The following is a 14,632-nucleotide window of genomic DNA, read 5'->3' on the forward strand; positions in this document are numbered from 1 at the left end:
GATGTGTTCTAGTATGAACTAAACCGTTCAGTCAATTTCTTTGACTCGCCGGGCCGCGCCGCCTAAGCAGGGCGCGAGGGAAGGTGGACATGACGCAGTTGACGACAGGCGAGGCCGCCGCGCCGGTGATGGCCGTCTCCGAGCCGGAGGCCCGCAAGCGGCGCGCCATCATCGACGGAGCGCGCCTGGTCTTTTTCGACAAGGGCTTCGATGGCGCCAGCATGGATGAGATCGCCCGCGCCAGCGGCGTCTCCAAGGCGACCATCTATTCCTATTTCGCCGGCAAGGTGGAGCTGTTCCAGGCGCTGGTGGAGGCGGACCGCCGCAAGTCCGCCGAGGGGCTGTTCGAGTGCGATCCGGACGATCCGGACGTGGCGCGGCTTTTGACGCGCATCGGCGAGAGCTTCATGACCATGATGGTCTCGCCCGAGCACATCCGCCTGATCCGCATGGTGATCGGCGCTGCCGAGCAGTTTCCCGCCATCGGCCGCACGTTTTTCGAGGCCGGGCCGTGCCGGGGCGGCCGGCGCCTCGCCGACCTGCTCGCCCGCCAGACCGCGCTGGGCCAGCTCAAGGTGGAGGATTGCGAGCTGGCGGCCTTCCAGTTCTTCAATCTGTGCCAGGGCAATCTGGTGAAGGGCCTGTTGTTCGGCACCAACAGTCCGCCGACACAGGGGGAGATCGCGGCCACGGTGGCGGCCGCCGTGCGCGTCTTCCTCGCCGGCTACGGTGTGGCGCCGGGCACCGGCCGGGCGCCGGTCAGGTGAGGTAGCGGCCGGGATCGGCCAGGATCACCGCCCGCACCGCCTCATGGTAGCGCACATAGCCGGTGCAGCGGCACAGGTGGCCGTCGAAGGCGTCCAGGATGGTGCCATCCAGCGCGGCGCGGGCAACAGGCGCCTTCTCCAGCCGCTCCAGCAGAACCTGGCCCTCGTTGAGGAAGCCGGAGGTGCAATAGCCGCACTGGAATGCATAATGCGCCACGAAGGCCTGCTGCAGCGGGCTCAGCACCCCGTTCCGGGCATGACCCTCGACGGTGCGGATCGCCAGTCCGTCGAAGTCGGTGGCCGGGGCGACGCAGGTGGGCCGGGTCTCGCTGGTGCCGTCGGCGGCATCGACAATGACGGCGCAGCTGAGGCACTGGGCGGCGCCGCAGCCGAACTTGGTTCCCGTCAGCCCCAGCACCTCCCGCAGGAGGTCGTTCATGGAGAGGTCGTCGCGCACGTCGAGGGGGCCGTGGGGCTGCCCGTTGATGGTGAGGGCGATGGTGGGCACGCGAGCGCTCCCTTCACTTGCGTCGGCGTCACCGGCAGGGCGTGGAAGCGCCGGCCGGTGGCATCGTGGATGGCGTTGAGCAGGGCCGGCACCACCGGGATCATGACCACCTCGGCCATGCCCTTGGGCGGCTCCTTGGGCGAGAGCGGCGGCAGCACCTCGATTTCGAGCCGGTGCAGCGGCAGGTCGGAGGCGCGGGCGACCACATAGTCGCCGAGGTTCCACTTGCCGTTGCCCGGTCCGTCCTCGAACGGCGGCAGCGCCTCCAGCAGGGTGTGGCCGACGCCCATGGCGAAGCCGCCCTGGGCTTGGCCTTCCACCACATGGGGGGCGAGCACCTGCCCGCATTCGAGCACGCTATAGGCCTGCGCCACCCGCACCGCGCCGCTGGCGGCGTCGATCTCCACCCGCACCAGGGTGCCGCAACTGGAGGTGAAGGCGGTGCCGACCCGATTGTAGCTGGCCGGCGGGAAGGCGACGAAGCTGCGCTCCAGGCGCGTGAAGGCGCCGCCACCGGAGCGCACCGCCAGGGCATCGATGTCGGCGATCCAATCCATGCCGCCGAGGGGAAACGCCGCCTGCGCCCAGGCCCAGCGCGAGAAGGCGTGCGCCATGGCGCCGGTGACGCCGCCCATGGCGTGCGCCTTGGCGGCGACGTCGGCCTGGGCCAGCGGCGGCAGGCCGGACAGGATCAGGTCGCTGCCCTGCCACAGCGCCTGTTCCCACAGGAAGCGCCGGGGGTCGTCCTGGGCGATGCCCCACAGCGCCAGCGCCGCCGGCCACAGGCCGAAGCGGAAGATGATGCGGGCCGCCTGGGCCGCCGCGTGGGTGCCCACATGGGCGCCGATGGAGGCGCTGGTGGCCGAGCTGATGGCGGGCACCCAGCGCGGGTCGCGCGCGGCCGCGTCCTGCTCCTCCTGGGTGATGGCATAGGGGTCGCCGGAGGTGACGAGGCCGAGCGCCTCGAAGCCGTCGATGCGCGCCAGCGCCACCGTGTCGGCCTGCCGCCCGAGCTCCCGCGCCACCCGGTTGGCGAGGGCGGTGCCGATGCCGTTGCCCATTTCCACCGCATCGGCCTGGATGGTGATGTGCCCGCGGGCATCCATTTCCACCCGTCCCAGGGCGCAGTCGGCGCCGGTGCCGAAATCCTTGGTGGCGCAGGCGACGCCGGTGCCCACCAGCACCCCTTTCGCCGCCGCGGCCTTGGCCGCCGCGCGCTGGCGCCAGAGCGGGTGGGCCTCCAGCTTGTCGAGGATTTCCGGCGTGCGCACGGTGACGGTCCAGGGGTTGCCGGTCATGGACCGCGCGCCGACCCGCAGCAGGTTGCGCCGGCGCAGGGCGATGGGGTCCATCTTCAGCGCCACCGCGGCCTCGTCGACGAGGGTTTCGAGCGCGGTCATGGTCTGCAGCGTGCCATAGCCGCGCATGGAGCCGGCGGGGACGCCGCGGGTGTGCTCGGCCAGGGTGGTCACGTCCACCCTGGGAATGTCGTAGCTGCCGATGGCGGCGGTGGCGCCGACCACGGCGACGCTGGCCGAATAGTTGGCGAGCCCGCCGCCATCCAGCACATGGTCGCCGGCGAAGGCGAGCATGCGGCCGCTCTCGCGGTCGAAGGCGATCTGCGAGCGCATGCGGAAGGCGTGGCGCTTGATGCCGCCCTGGAACTGCTGCGGCCGGTCGTGGGCGAGCCGCACCGGCCGTCCCGGCAGGAACATGGCCGCCAGCGCCACATAAAGGGGGAAGGGGGTGTGGTCGCGCCCGCCGAAGCCGCCGCCGACGGAGGCGAAATGGGTGTCGATGCGGTCCGGCCGGAACCCGGCGGCGGCGGCGCCGAGCAGGTGCGCGATGGATTCCGCGGCCTCGAACGGCGATTGCACCCCCAGCACCAGCTGCAGCGCCCGGGCGCCGGGATCGTACCAGGCGAGCCCGCATTCCGGCTCGAGGAACATCGGGTCGGTGGACCCGGTGGCGAAGGTGCGGTCGAGCACCAGCATGCCGGGGCCCGGCGCGGCGAGCTCCTTGCGGATCGCCTCGCCGAAGGCGGCGCCCCTGGCGTACTGGCCGCCCTCCGCCACCGGCAGCGGCTGCCAGATGGGGCGGCCGTTGGTGTCGAGAAAGCCGGGGCTGATCCAGCCTTCCTGCAGCGGGTCATAGACATCGGGGTCGGACGCCGTCGCGCCGGCGACGCGGGTGAAGCGCAGCGCGGTATAATTGGCGCCCGCCACCGGCTTGGTGGCGGCGCCGAACCGCAGCGGGCTGGCCTCGCGCAGGGTGGCGCGGGCGCGGTCGAAGGCGTCGAAGGTTTCGAACAGCAGCAGCGCCACCGGTTGGCCCAGGTAGAGCGGGGTCTTGCCCGCCGGGCACAGCAGGTCGCCGGCATAGAAGGGGGGCACCCGTGTTCCCGCCTGGGCGAGGCGTTCGGCCGTCACCACCTCGGTGGGGGTGGCGGCGCCGTGGAGGGCGGAGAGGTCGAGCCCGGCGAAGATGTGGGTGGCGTCGGGCGTGCGCAGCAGCAGGGCATGGGCGGTGGTGGGCGGCCAGCCCTCCATGTCGGCGGCGCGGAAGTCGGCGGCGTAGAGCTTGGCGCCCGTCACCTTGGCGCGGCCATCCACCCGGCCGCCGCCGGCCGGTGCGGGGCCGGCGCCCGGCAGCGCCTGCGTGTCCTCGAACCGCACCGCCTGCGCCGGGCCGATGCGGGAAAAGCCGAGCGCGATGCCGCTGGCCGCGAGCCAGCCGATGACGTGCCGACGGGAGGGCCGCATGTGGTGCCTCGTCATAGCCTGCCCTGTCGCCCTGAGGCGTCCGCGACGTGGGAGACGGCGCGTCACGGTTCTTCGAACGCGGCCGGCACCGACGCGGGGACTGTGGGCGACCCCGCCGGGTTCCGACCTTCCGGCCGGAGTCTAGAAGAAATCCCCCATCGCCACCAGCCGGTCAGGATCGCCGGGGCCCGCCGGCGGCCGCTTTGGTGTGGGCTCGCCGGCTTCAACCGACGCAGCGGCCGGCGCTCGCGCCTGCCCCCGCGGGGGCACACTCTCGGCGTTGCCCCTCCCCAGGCGGACGGCGATGCGCCTTGCACGCCGCACGAGCCGGCCTTTTCCACGGGATGGCGGCGGCCTTGGCCGGGCAGGCGTTACCGGAGGGCCGGAGGGATCCTAGAGCGGGCGGCAGTTGACCGCGATGCGGCTCATGGTCTGGCCCGCCTTGCCGTCGCAGGCGAGCCGGCCCGTGGTGCAGAACGGCGGGTCGATATAATACTCAAAGTCGTCGGGGTCCTTGCTCTCCCGCACCCGGTAGAGCTTGTAGGGGCCGGCCGGGCACACCAGTTCCTGCGCATCCACGAACATCCGCGCCGGCATCACGATGATGTGCTCGGCGCTTGCGTCGGCGGCGCAGAAGGCCTGGCGCAGCTCGGCCGGGGTCGCCACCTCGATCACCGCGGTCGCGGTGGCGCGCGGCACCGGCAGTGCGCCGAGGAGGAGGGCGGCGATCACCGTATCCGTCGTCATTCGGCCGCCCATGGCCCGCTCTCCCTGTCCGGCCCGCATGTCGCGCGGGTGCCGCGCGGGTGCCGCGGCGGCTCCTAACACGCTACACCGGCCCGCGCGAGCCATCCCAGATGGCTGGGGCGGGCGGCGTGGGGCGGTGTTATGCTTTGCCCAAGCAGAACAACGGGAGGACGCCATGGGGTGGGGCAGCCGCGTGAGCGGGCTTGGAATTCGGGTCCCTGGCAGCGCCTGTGCGGCGATGTCGGGCCGGGGCGGCGGGGCGGGCAGGGGCTGGGCGCGCCGGCTTGGCCTGCTCCTCGCGCTATGGGCGCTGTGCGGCGTCGGGACGGTCCGCGCCGGCGCGCCGGAGTTCACGGAACCGGTGACGCTCACCAGCAAGGACGGGGTTCTGGAGGTCCGGCTGACCGCCCATCAGGGGGCGGTGCGGCTCGACACCGCCCCGGCGCCGGTGAACAACGCCCTGGTGTACGGTTACACCCTTATTCAAGGCACCGCCTCGAACGGCGTGGCGGCGGCGAGCGAGGCCTATCCGGCGCCCACGCTCCAGGTGTTTCCGGGCGAGACCCTGATCATCCACATGGAGAACGGGCTCGAAAACCTCACCATCCGCGATTTCTACGATCCGAAATATGCGGCGGCGGGGGCCGCCGTGCCGCTCTATCCCGAGCAGCTGGAGGCTTCGCCGCTCAACCTGCACACCCACGGCCTGCATGTCAGCCCGCGGGGCAATGCGGACAACGTGCTGCTGCACATGCCGCCGGGCAGCTCCAACACCCATGTCTACCGCATTCCCGCCGATCATCCGCAGGGGGCCTATTGGTATCATCCCCACCTGCACACGCTGACGGCGGCCCATGTCTATTTCGGCCTCGCCGGCCTGCTTGCCATCGGCCGCATCGACGGCAACCTTCCCCTGGTCACGGCGCGGTCGATCCCGATCCGCACCATGGCGCTGCAATATAATTTCGTGTTCGACCGGACCGGGCCCAGGCCGCAGTTCAACAATCCCTACTGGCCGCAGTTCGTGAGCACCCTGGAGCCGCCCGCCGCGGGCGCGCTCGCCGCCGGCACCTATCGCCCGCTGCTGGCGCCGGTGAACTTCACCGCTGCCGCGCCGGGCACCCGCTTTGCTACCGTGTGGTATTCCGGCCCGCTCTCCATCCACAACATGCGCGGGCGCTATCAATACATCCCCTCCAATCTCCAGAGCTTCACCGCCGACCCCGGCACCGGGGAGGACGTGCCGGCCGATCCGGCGCTGCCCGACGCGCGGCGCGACATTCAGTTCACGGTGAACGGCCAGTTCCAGCCGACCTTGCGCGGCCGGCCCGGACAGACCGAGATCTGGGTGCTCGCGAACGTGAGCGACGTCGCCTACATGAACGTGCGGCTGACCGAGACCGCCACCGGCCGCCATCCGCGCTTCGCCATCGTCGGCCAGGACGGCAATGCGAGCCCGGTGGTGCGCGCGCCCCTGGTCGAGGACGGCACCCGTCTGCTCATTCCGCCGGCCTCGCGTTTCGCCATCGCCGTGACCCTGCCGGAGACCGGCGAGCTGGTGCTGGACATGCCGCCCCTGGGCGGCGGCGCCCGGACCGACAATGCGCCCGGCATCCTCTATACCGCCAATGGCACCGAGAACCCGCCCGCGCGCCTCGGCACGCTGAGCGTGGCGCCGGGGGCGGTGAGCTATAACGACGGCTTCTTCCTGTTCCCCACCCAGGTGCTGCTGCGGGCGGTGCCGGACGGCGCCCGGGGGCAGGCGACCGCGTTCGTCGACGGCCAGCCGCTCGGCGCCGGGGGCCCGGTGGAGGACTTGTCGCGGGTCGAGCCCGACCTGACCCGCAAGATCCTCATCAATGGCGGCTTCCTCAATGCGCTGGCCAGCCGCAGCGATCCCAAGACCTTCATCTATGCGTTCGACAGCGGCGCCTTCCCGTTCGTGCCGCTGATCCAGCCGCGCCTGGGCTCGGTGGAGGAATGGGTGTTCCGCAACGAGAACAATGACGAGCACCCCATCCATGTGCATGTGAACGACTTCCAGGTCACCGCCGTCTCCGACCCGACCGTGGGCCAGACGCAGGGGCCGCTGCTGCAGAATCTCGACAACATCAACGTCCCGGCGCCCAACCTCGGGCCGGAGGAAAGCGTCATCCAGCCCGGCACGCTGGCCTTGCGCACGCGCTTCACGGATTTCGCCGGCCTTTTCGTCATGCATTGCCACCGCCTCAACCATGAGGACAACGGCCTGATGATGCTGGTGAACGTGATCCCGGCGGTGTCGTCCTACGCGGTCGCGGTGCCGGGCGCGCCCGGCCGTGCTGCCACCGTGCGCGTGCTCGATGGCAACGGCGACCGGCTGCTGGCCGTGGTCACTCCGTTTCCCGGCTTCGAGGGCGCGGTGAGCGTCGCCATGGGCGATGTGGACGACGACGGGGTCTTTGACCTCGTGGTGGGGGCCGGCGCCGGCCGGGCGCCGGAGGTGGTGGTCTATTCCGGCGCCGCCAAAGCCGGAGCCGCGCCCTTCGGCCGCGAGATCGCCCGCTTCACCGCCTTCGACGCGGCAGCCACCGGCGGCGTCAGCGTCGCGGTGGCGCAGATCGACGGGACGACGGCGGAGAACATCATCGTCGGTTCCGGTCCTGGCGTGCCGAGCGAGGTGAAGGTGTTCCGGGCGGTGCGCGCGCCGCTCGGCTGGGCGCCGGCGGTGTTCGCCGCCTTCAGCCCGTTCGGGGATGACCGCTCTGGGGTCGCTGTCAGCTCCGGCTTCGTGGATTTCGCCACCGGCCGCAACAGCATCGTCACGGCGCCGGGGGCCGGGGCGCCTTCGCGGGTGAAGGTGTTCGCCTTCCCGCTGCTGGGGCGGGCGGGTAGCCAAGGCGGGGGAGACGCAGGAGCGGCCGCGGCCGTTCTGCCGGTCGGCGCGGCGCTTGCCGGCTTCTCGCCCTTCGACAGCCTCTGCCGCACTCCGGTCGCGCCGGGCGCGCCGGTGATCACGGCGGAGTTCGCGCCGTTCGGCGACGACTATCGCGGCGGAGTCTCGCTGGCCACCGGCTGGCTTGCCGGCGTGCTCGGCGGCGCCGAGCGCATCGTGGTCGGCCAGCGCGACGGCGGGGTGGTGAAGGTCTTCTCCAGCGGCTCGGCCCTTGACGGCGGGCCGGCCATGTATCTCCACAGCGCCTTGGCCCATCCGGCCGTGGCGTTCAAGGAAATGGCGTCGTTCGCGCCGTTCGGCGCCGGGGTGGCGGGGGTGAGCGTCGCAACCACCAGCACCACCGAGGGTGCGGACCTGCTGGTCGCTGCCCCGGCGGGGCCGGCAGGCCGGCTCCTGCGCTTCGATCTGATCCGGGCCGAGGCGACAGCGCCCCAGCTGACTCCCCGGCGCGTGGGCGAAAGCACCTGGAACAGCACGGCTGGGGTGATCCTCGGCGGCAACTGACCTCGGCCTCCGGTTCCCGGCGGGCGTGGCCGCCACCCGCTACCCCGGCAGGGCTGGCGCGCCCTGGGACGCCGCCGGGGGGCGGGGGTTGGGGGGGCTGTCCCGCCGGGCTCTCCGCTCGCGCCCGTTGATTTTTCTGGTTTGGGTTTAGGGGCGTGTGGTGATTGGGGGGGCGGGGGTCCAGGTGACGGCGAGGGATTGGGCGAGGTGGAGCTGGGCGCGGCTCATCTTGGTGGCCACCGCGTCGCGGATGCGCAGGTAGATGTCGCGCTGGTGGCGGTCGGCGCGGGCCGCCGCCAGGATCAGCCATTTCTGCGACAGCACCACGTCGCGCGGCACGCCGCGGCCGGCGTCATAGGCCAGGCCCAGCAGGTATTGCGCGGTCGCCTCGCCCTGCTCGGCGGCGCTGGCATACCACCAGGCGGCCACCGCGACGTCCTGCGGCACTCCATGGCCCTTCTCGTAGAGAAAGCCGAGCAGCGCCTGGGCCCGGGCATTTCCGGCCTCGGCCAGGGGCGCGAGCTGGCGCGCGGCGGCGGCGGCATCGCCTTGGGCATAGAGCGCGAAGGCATCGGCCACCGGCCGGCGCGGGGCCTTCCCGGTGCCCTCGCGTCCCGCCCACGCGCCCGCCGGCGGGCGCCCCGCCGCCTCCCCCGCCCGGACCGGACCCAGGCCCGCGAGCAGCATCGCCAGCAGGATCGCCAGCCGTCCCGCCGCGCGCCGGCCGGCCTCCCGCGTCCCCGCCGCGCGCGAAATCATGGGCCCGCCCCGCGCCGCCGCGCCTGTCGCGGCTTCATCGGTTCCCCCCCGTCCGCGCGCGCCGTGGGCGGTCCCGGCCTGGATGGGCGCCGTCCCGGCCGCCGTTGCCCGGAGGGTCGATCCTTCGGGGGGCGACCTCCTGGCCGTCGATTCGCAAACCGTCGCATCCCGCTCCCCCGCTCCCTCGGCGGTCCATCCTTGGACCTCTGCTCCTTGGACCCTCGCTCCTTGGACCTCTGCTCCTTGGGCGCCCGACCCGAGGGCGGTCGCGGCCGGCGTGGCCGGGCCCGGGGTCAGGGCGGCCCGGGCGGGGCGCGCCGGTGTGGGGTCCGGCGCGCCGGATCGCCCCGGGGCCGAAGGTGCCACTCCCTGGCCCTTGGTGTCCTGGCCCTTGGTGTCCTGGCGTCCTGGCCGGTCGGGCCGGGCCGCGTCCGGGCCGGCCGGCTGGCGGGCCAGGGGGCCGGTCTCCTGTCGTGCCTGCCCGCGCCCGGCCATGGTTCAGCCTCCGCCCTGGATCAACGGGTCGAGCCCCGCGCCGTCGAGCGGCGGAAGGTCGAGGAACAGGGCGCCGAGGAACAGGGTGTCGAGGAGCCAGGCCACCCAGATCGCCGGCGCCAGGAACAGCCCGAACGGCAGGCGATCCTGCCGGCGCGGCGCTCGGCCGCCCAGCACCTGCCGCGCCCCCACCCCCAGCAGCGCCGCCAGCGCCGCCAGCTCGATCGCCACCGGGATCGCGCTCACCCCCAGCCAGGCGCCGGCCACGCCCGCCAGCTTCACGTCGCCGAGCCCCAGCCCCTCGCGGCCGCGCAGCGCCCGGTAGCCGCGCCGCAGCCCCAGGAACACCAGCCCCAGCACCGCCCCCCGCAGGCCCGCCGCCAGCCCCCCGTCAAGCCCCGCCACCGCCACGCCATGGGCGAGCCCGAGCCCCAGGGCGGCCGCGTTCAGCCCGTCGGGAATGAGGAAGCGCCGCGCGTCGATCACCGCGATGGCCGCCAGCACCGGCACCGCCGCCGCCGCCAGCAGCCCGCCCCAGCCCGGCGCCACGGCGAGGCTCGCCGCCATCGCCGCGCCCCCCGCCACAGCGCCCCCCGCCAGCAGCGCCGCCGGCGGCCGGCCATCGCGCCCGGCGCGGCGGCGGGTCGCCGGGGAGGGCGCCACGACCGGCGGGGACACGACCGGCGGGGACAGGACCGGAGAGGGCGGGACCGCGGGCCGTTCGACCATGCGCCGGCCTCAGCGGTTGAAGAGCGGCTGCGGGCCGCCGGGCGGCACCCCCACCGAGCCCTTCAGCTTGGCCCGCAATTCCTCCGCCACCGTGTGCGCGTCCACATTGTCGCGGATGATCTGCGGCCGGATGAAGATGATCAGCTCCGTGCGCTTCACCGTGGTGTTGGTGTGGGCGAACGCCTCGCCCAGGCCGGGGATCTGGTCCAGCCCCGGCACCCCCTGGCGCACCCCGTTCGAGCGCTCGCTGATCAGGCCCGCCAGCAGCACCGTCTGCCCGCTCGCCACCGCGATGGTGCTCTTGACCTTGCGCTGCGACACCGTCGGCGTCAGCGTTGTCGCGCTGCCCGACGCGCTCGTCTCCGACGGGGTGACGTTGGAAATCTCCTGCTCGATGTCGAGCCGCACCTGGCCGTTCACGTTCACCCGCGGCACCACGTGCAGGATGATGCCGGTGTTCTTGTACTCGATGGTGTTCACCACCGTGTTGGACGACGACAGCACCGTGGCGCTGCCGGTGGAGACCGGCACCTCGTCGCCCACCTGCAGGGTGGCCTTCTGGTTGTCCACCACCACCACCGAGGGGTTGGACAGCACCTTCACGTCGGTCACCGTGTGCAGGGCGTCAAGGATCATGCGCGGCTGGTTCTCCCGCCCCACCAGCAGGTTGAACCCGGGCAGCACGCGGTTGATGGCCTGGTCGGTGATGTCCCCGGACAAGGTGTTGAGGGCCGAGCCATTGTTGCGGCCCAGGCCCAGGTCCTTGCTGGTGAGGTAGAACTGCACCCCATAGGCGAGAGCGTCGTTGAGCGTCACCTCGGCCACCGTGGCCTCGATGGCCACCTGCAGCTGGGGCTGGTCGAGCTGGGTCAGGGTGCGCTCGATGATGCGGTAATTCTCCTGGCTGGCGAAGATCAGCAGCGAGTTGTTGATGGCGTCGGCGGTGATGCGCACCCCCGGCAGCACCGCCCCGGTGCCGGCCCCGGCCGCCGCCCCGCGCGGGCTCGCCCCGGCCCCATCCTCGCCGCCCGCGCTCTCGCCGCCGGCCGCCGCCGCCGGCGGCGACAGGCCCAGCCGCTGCTGCACCGTGAGGCCGCCGCCCGCCCCGCCGCCGGAGGCCACCGCCCCCGCCCCGGGGGCGACCTGGCTCGCCGCCTGGTCGAGCCCGCCGGCGCCGGCGCCGCCGATGAACAGCTCGTTCAGCACCTTGGCCATCTGCCGCGCATCGCCATAGCGCAGCCGATAGACCCGAACCCCCACCGTGCTGTCGGAGCGGTCCAGCCGCTCGATCCAGGTGGCCGCGGTCCTCAGCAATTCCGGCCGCCGGGCCACCACCATGATGGCGTTCAGCCGGCCGATGGCCTGGAACTTCACCAGCTTGTGGCTGAGCCCGCCCTCGCCGCTGTCCATCACGCTCTCGATCTCGGCGATCAGCGTGTCCGGCGCGCCGTTGCGCACCGGGTAGATGCCCACCGACTGGCCGCGCATCCAGTCGGCGTCGAAGCTGAGCGCGGTGCTGATGGCGGCCTGCCGCTCCGCCGCCGTGCCCTGCACCAGCAGCAGGTTGCGTCCCGCGTCCACCCGCACCGAGCCGGCCTGCACCGCGAAGCTGTCCAGCAGCGGCATCAGGGTCGCCGCCGAGACATAGCGCAGCGGCACCACCGAGAGGCCGTAGCCCGGCTCCGGCCGCCCCGGGCCGCGGTCCACGCCGCCGCCCCCGGCCGCCTCGCTCAGCGGCGTCAGCCGATAGCCGCCGGCATCGCGCACCATCGCCACATTGTTGGCCCGCAGCGCCGCTTCCAGCACATAGGCGAGCTCCCCCTTCGGCACCGCCCGCGCCGACGACAGGCTGATGGTGCCCTGCACCCGCGGATCGATCACGTAGCCCACGCCGAGGATGTCCCCCAGCACCACCTTGGCCACCGTCGTCACCGGCGTGTTGTCGAAATTGAGGTCGTAGCCGTCGCCGTCCGCCGCCGCAAATCCCGCCGCCCCGCCGGCCGCAAATCCCGCCGCCCCCGCCGCCCCAGGCGTTCCGGAGGCCACGTACTCCACCGCCCGGCGCGTGTCCGCAAGCTCCTGCGGCCCCGAAACCGCGCGCGTCTCCCGCGGCGAAAGATCCAGCCCCCGAACCTGATCCATCACCCCCTGAGGCTTAACATCATCCTCAATATTCGCACAGGCCGAAAGGCTCGCGGCGAGGCATATGGCGCCGATCGCGCGCGCAAGACCCGATCGAGGGGCCGAGCGGGCTGGCCGTGTTCTCCGCAAACTGCCCCCGACATTCCGACACAAGCCCGTCCACGGTCGCGATCACGAAACCCGATCACTCGCCGGCGAAGGATCAAGTATCTAAATTCCTGGTTACCGAGGTTCAAGTTAAGCCCCCTATATAGGGGGGTGGGTGCTGGCCGATCCACAGGATGCGGACTTTTCCACATGGACCGACCCGCGCGGGGCGGGTGGGCGCGGTCTGGCCGGCCGGTGCCGGGCGTTGCGCGCCAAGGTGTTGCGCGTTGCCCGTGAAAAGCCCGCCCGATGGTGCCCTGGCGTCGCGCGGCCTTTGCATTCCCGGTCTAAGGATCGCGCCCGCGGCGGCGGCATCTACCGGAAGCGGCCGGGCGGCGCTAGGGTGGCGCCGGCGTCGGCCGCACGGGAAGGCGCTGCGGCGGGCCGTGGCCCGGGTCGCGCGGTGACGGCATGCTCGCGGGCGCCGGCCATGCCGGGAGGATACGGGATGACGGCCGACGGCGCCGGCGATTTTCTGGATTTCCTGACCCGCCGTGGCCATGTGCGCGCCGATGAGGCGGCCGCCCTCGCCACGCCGTCCGGGCGCGAGGGCGCATCCTCGCCGCTCCGGCGGCTGTGGGAAGCCAGCGACCTGTCGTCGGGCGAGTTCGCGGATGCGGCTTCGGCGTTCTTCCGGCTGGAGCGGGTGGACCTGGCGCGGCTGATGGCCGCCGCGCCCTTGTCGGAGCGGTTCTCCGCCCGGTTCCTGCGCGAGGTGGCGGCAGTGCCCTATCGGGACGCCGACGGCGGCGCCCGCCTTGCGGTGGGCGATCCCGCCGACGCCAGCGTGCTGCGGGCGGCCGAAATCGTGCTCCAGGAAAAGGTCGTTTTGGCGGTGGCGGCGTTCGAGGACATCGCCACCGTGCTCGCCGCGCGCCTCGGCGCCGAGGAGGCGCCCGCCGCCGGGGCCGACGCCGCCCCCGGCCGGGCCGAGGACGACATCGACAGCCTGCGCGACCTGGCCAGCGGCGCGCCGGTGGTACGGGCGGTCAACGACCTGCTTGAGAAGGCCATGGAGCTGCGGGCCAGCGACATCCATGTGGCGCCCTATCGCGGCCAGCTCGACGTGCGGCTGCGGGTGGACGGGCTGCTGCGGGCTGTGGCGTTTCCCGCCGAGGTGCTGCCGCAGGCGGTGATCTCCCGCGTCAAGATCCTGTCCGGCCTCGACATCGCCGAGCGCCGCCTGCCCCAGGACGGCGCCGCCCGCCTCAAGCTCGGTCGTTCCGAAATCGACGTGCGCGTCGCCGTCATGCCTACCCAGCATGGGGAGTCGGCCGTCATCCGCCTGCTGCCGCGCGATCGCGGGCTGCTGAGCGCCGATCGACTGGGGCTCGGCGCCCGGGATGCGGCCACCCTCGACCAGCTGCTGGCCATGCCCCATGGCATGGTGGTGGTGACCGGGCCCACCGGATCGGGCAAGACCACCACCCTCGCCACCCTGCTGTCGCAGCTCAACACGCCGACACGCAAGATCCTGACCATCGAGGACCCGGTGGAATACGAGATCCGCGGCATCTGCCAGAGCCAGGTGAAGCCGGCCATCGGCCTGACCTTTGCGGCGGCGCTGCGCTCGTTCCTGCGCCAGGACCCGGACGTGATCATGGTGGGCGAGGTGCGTGACCCGGAGACCGCCCATATCGCCGTCCACGCCGCCCTGACCGGCCACCTGGTGCTCACCACCCTTCACACCGATACCGCCGCCGCCGCCGTGCCGCGCCTCATCGACCTGGGGGTGGAAGGCTTCCTGCTGAAATCGACCCTGCGGGCCGTGGTGGCGCAACGGCTGGTGCGCCAGCTGTGCGAGCGCTGCAAGCGGCCGCGCCGGCTGGCTGCCGCCGACCTGGCCGCCGACCCGCGCTATGCCGCCCTCGGTTTCCGGGCGGGGGAGACCGTGCACGAGCCGGAGGGGTGCGAGCGCTGCGGCGGGGCCGGCTATCGCGGCCGGCTCGGCGTGTTTGAGATCCTCACCTTGTCCGACGACATCCGGGAGATGATCGACCGCCAGTCGGGCGCCTCCGCGCTGGATCGCGCGGCCATCGCCGCCGGCATGACCACCATGCTCGACGACGGGCTCGCCAAGTGCCGCGCCGGCCTCACCTCGGTGGCCGAGGTGCTGCGCGTGACCACCGTGCGCTAG

General features: G+C 72.7%; 9 protein-coding genes. 3 read left to right on the forward strand and 6 right to left on the reverse strand.

Annotated features, from left to right (window positions below; translation table 11 throughout):
- The first annotated feature begins 89 nt into the window (after nucleotides 1–89).
- The gene (locus V5F53_RS19145; RefSeq protein WP_393998725.1) at nucleotides 90–767 is read left to right on the forward strand and encodes a TetR/AcrR family transcriptional regulator; all 678 of its coding nucleotides are present in this window, start codon (nucleotides 90–92) and stop codon (nucleotides 765–767) included.
- Here the strand turns inward: V5F53_RS19145 and V5F53_RS19150 are convergent.
- The 3 genes from V5F53_RS19150 to V5F53_RS19160 all read right to left on the reverse strand — a co-directional run bounded on the left by V5F53_RS19150 (nucleotide 760) and on the right by V5F53_RS19160 (nucleotide 4,784).
- The gene (locus tag V5F53_RS19150; RefSeq protein ID WP_393998724.1) at nucleotides 760–1,275 is read right to left on the reverse strand and encodes a (2Fe-2S)-binding protein; all 516 of its coding nucleotides are present in this window, start codon (nucleotides 1,273–1,275) and stop codon (nucleotides 760–762) included. The genes V5F53_RS19145 and V5F53_RS19150 overlap by 8 nt on opposite strands.
- On the reverse strand, nucleotides 1,203–4,037 hold the full coding sequence (locus V5F53_RS19155) for a xanthine dehydrogenase family protein molybdopterin-binding subunit (RefSeq protein WP_393998723.1): 2,835 nt from the start codon (nucleotides 4,035–4,037) through the stop codon (nucleotides 1,203–1,205). Before V5F53_RS19155 ends, V5F53_RS19150 begins: the two co-directional genes overlap by 73 nt.
- A gap of 393 nt (nucleotides 4,038–4,430) precedes the next feature.
- Nucleotides 4,431–4,784: a hypothetical protein gene (locus V5F53_RS19160; protein ID WP_393998722.1), complete on the reverse strand. Its 354-nt coding sequence runs from the start codon at nucleotides 4,782–4,784 to the stop codon at nucleotides 4,431–4,433.
- Nucleotides 4,785–5,145: 361 nt separating this feature from the next.
- Between V5F53_RS19160 and V5F53_RS19165 the strand changes: the two genes are divergently transcribed.
- Complete coding sequence (locus V5F53_RS19165) at nucleotides 5,146–8,223, forward strand: multicopper oxidase family protein (RefSeq protein ID WP_393998721.1); 3,078 nt, start codon at nucleotides 5,146–5,148, stop codon at nucleotides 8,221–8,223.
- A 147-nt stretch (nucleotides 8,224–8,370) separates the two neighbouring features.
- On the opposite strand, the gene V5F53_RS19170 is transcribed toward V5F53_RS19165, so the two are convergent.
- The 3 genes from V5F53_RS19170 to gspD form a co-directional block, all read right to left on the reverse strand.
- The gene (locus V5F53_RS19170; protein WP_509212620.1) at nucleotides 8,371–8,982 is read right to left on the reverse strand and encodes a tetratricopeptide repeat protein; all 612 of its coding nucleotides are present in this window, start codon (nucleotides 8,980–8,982) and stop codon (nucleotides 8,371–8,373) included.
- 498 nt (nucleotides 8,983–9,480) lie between these two features.
- Entirely contained in the window at nucleotides 9,481–10,206 is a 726-nt protein-coding gene (locus V5F53_RS19175; RefSeq protein ID WP_509212622.1) for a prepilin peptidase, read from the reverse strand.
- A gap of 9 nt (nucleotides 10,207–10,215) precedes the next feature.
- Nucleotides 10,216–12,348, reverse strand: a complete 2,133-nt coding sequence (gspD, locus tag V5F53_RS19180; RefSeq protein ID WP_509212624.1) for a type II secretion system secretin GspD — start codon at nucleotides 12,346–12,348, stop codon at nucleotides 10,216–10,218.
- A 595-nt stretch (nucleotides 12,349–12,943) separates the two neighbouring features.
- On the opposite strand from gspD, the gene V5F53_RS19185 reads away from it, so the two are divergent.
- Nucleotides 12,944–14,632 (forward strand): GspE/PulE family protein, encoded by a 1,689-nt coding sequence (locus V5F53_RS19185; RefSeq protein WP_393997538.1) that lies wholly within the window; start codon nucleotides 12,944–12,946, stop codon nucleotides 14,630–14,632.

This window comes from Xanthobacter cornucopiae (assembly GCF_043195065.2).
Classification (GTDB): Bacteria; Pseudomonadota; Alphaproteobacteria; order Rhizobiales; family Xanthobacteraceae; genus Xanthobacter.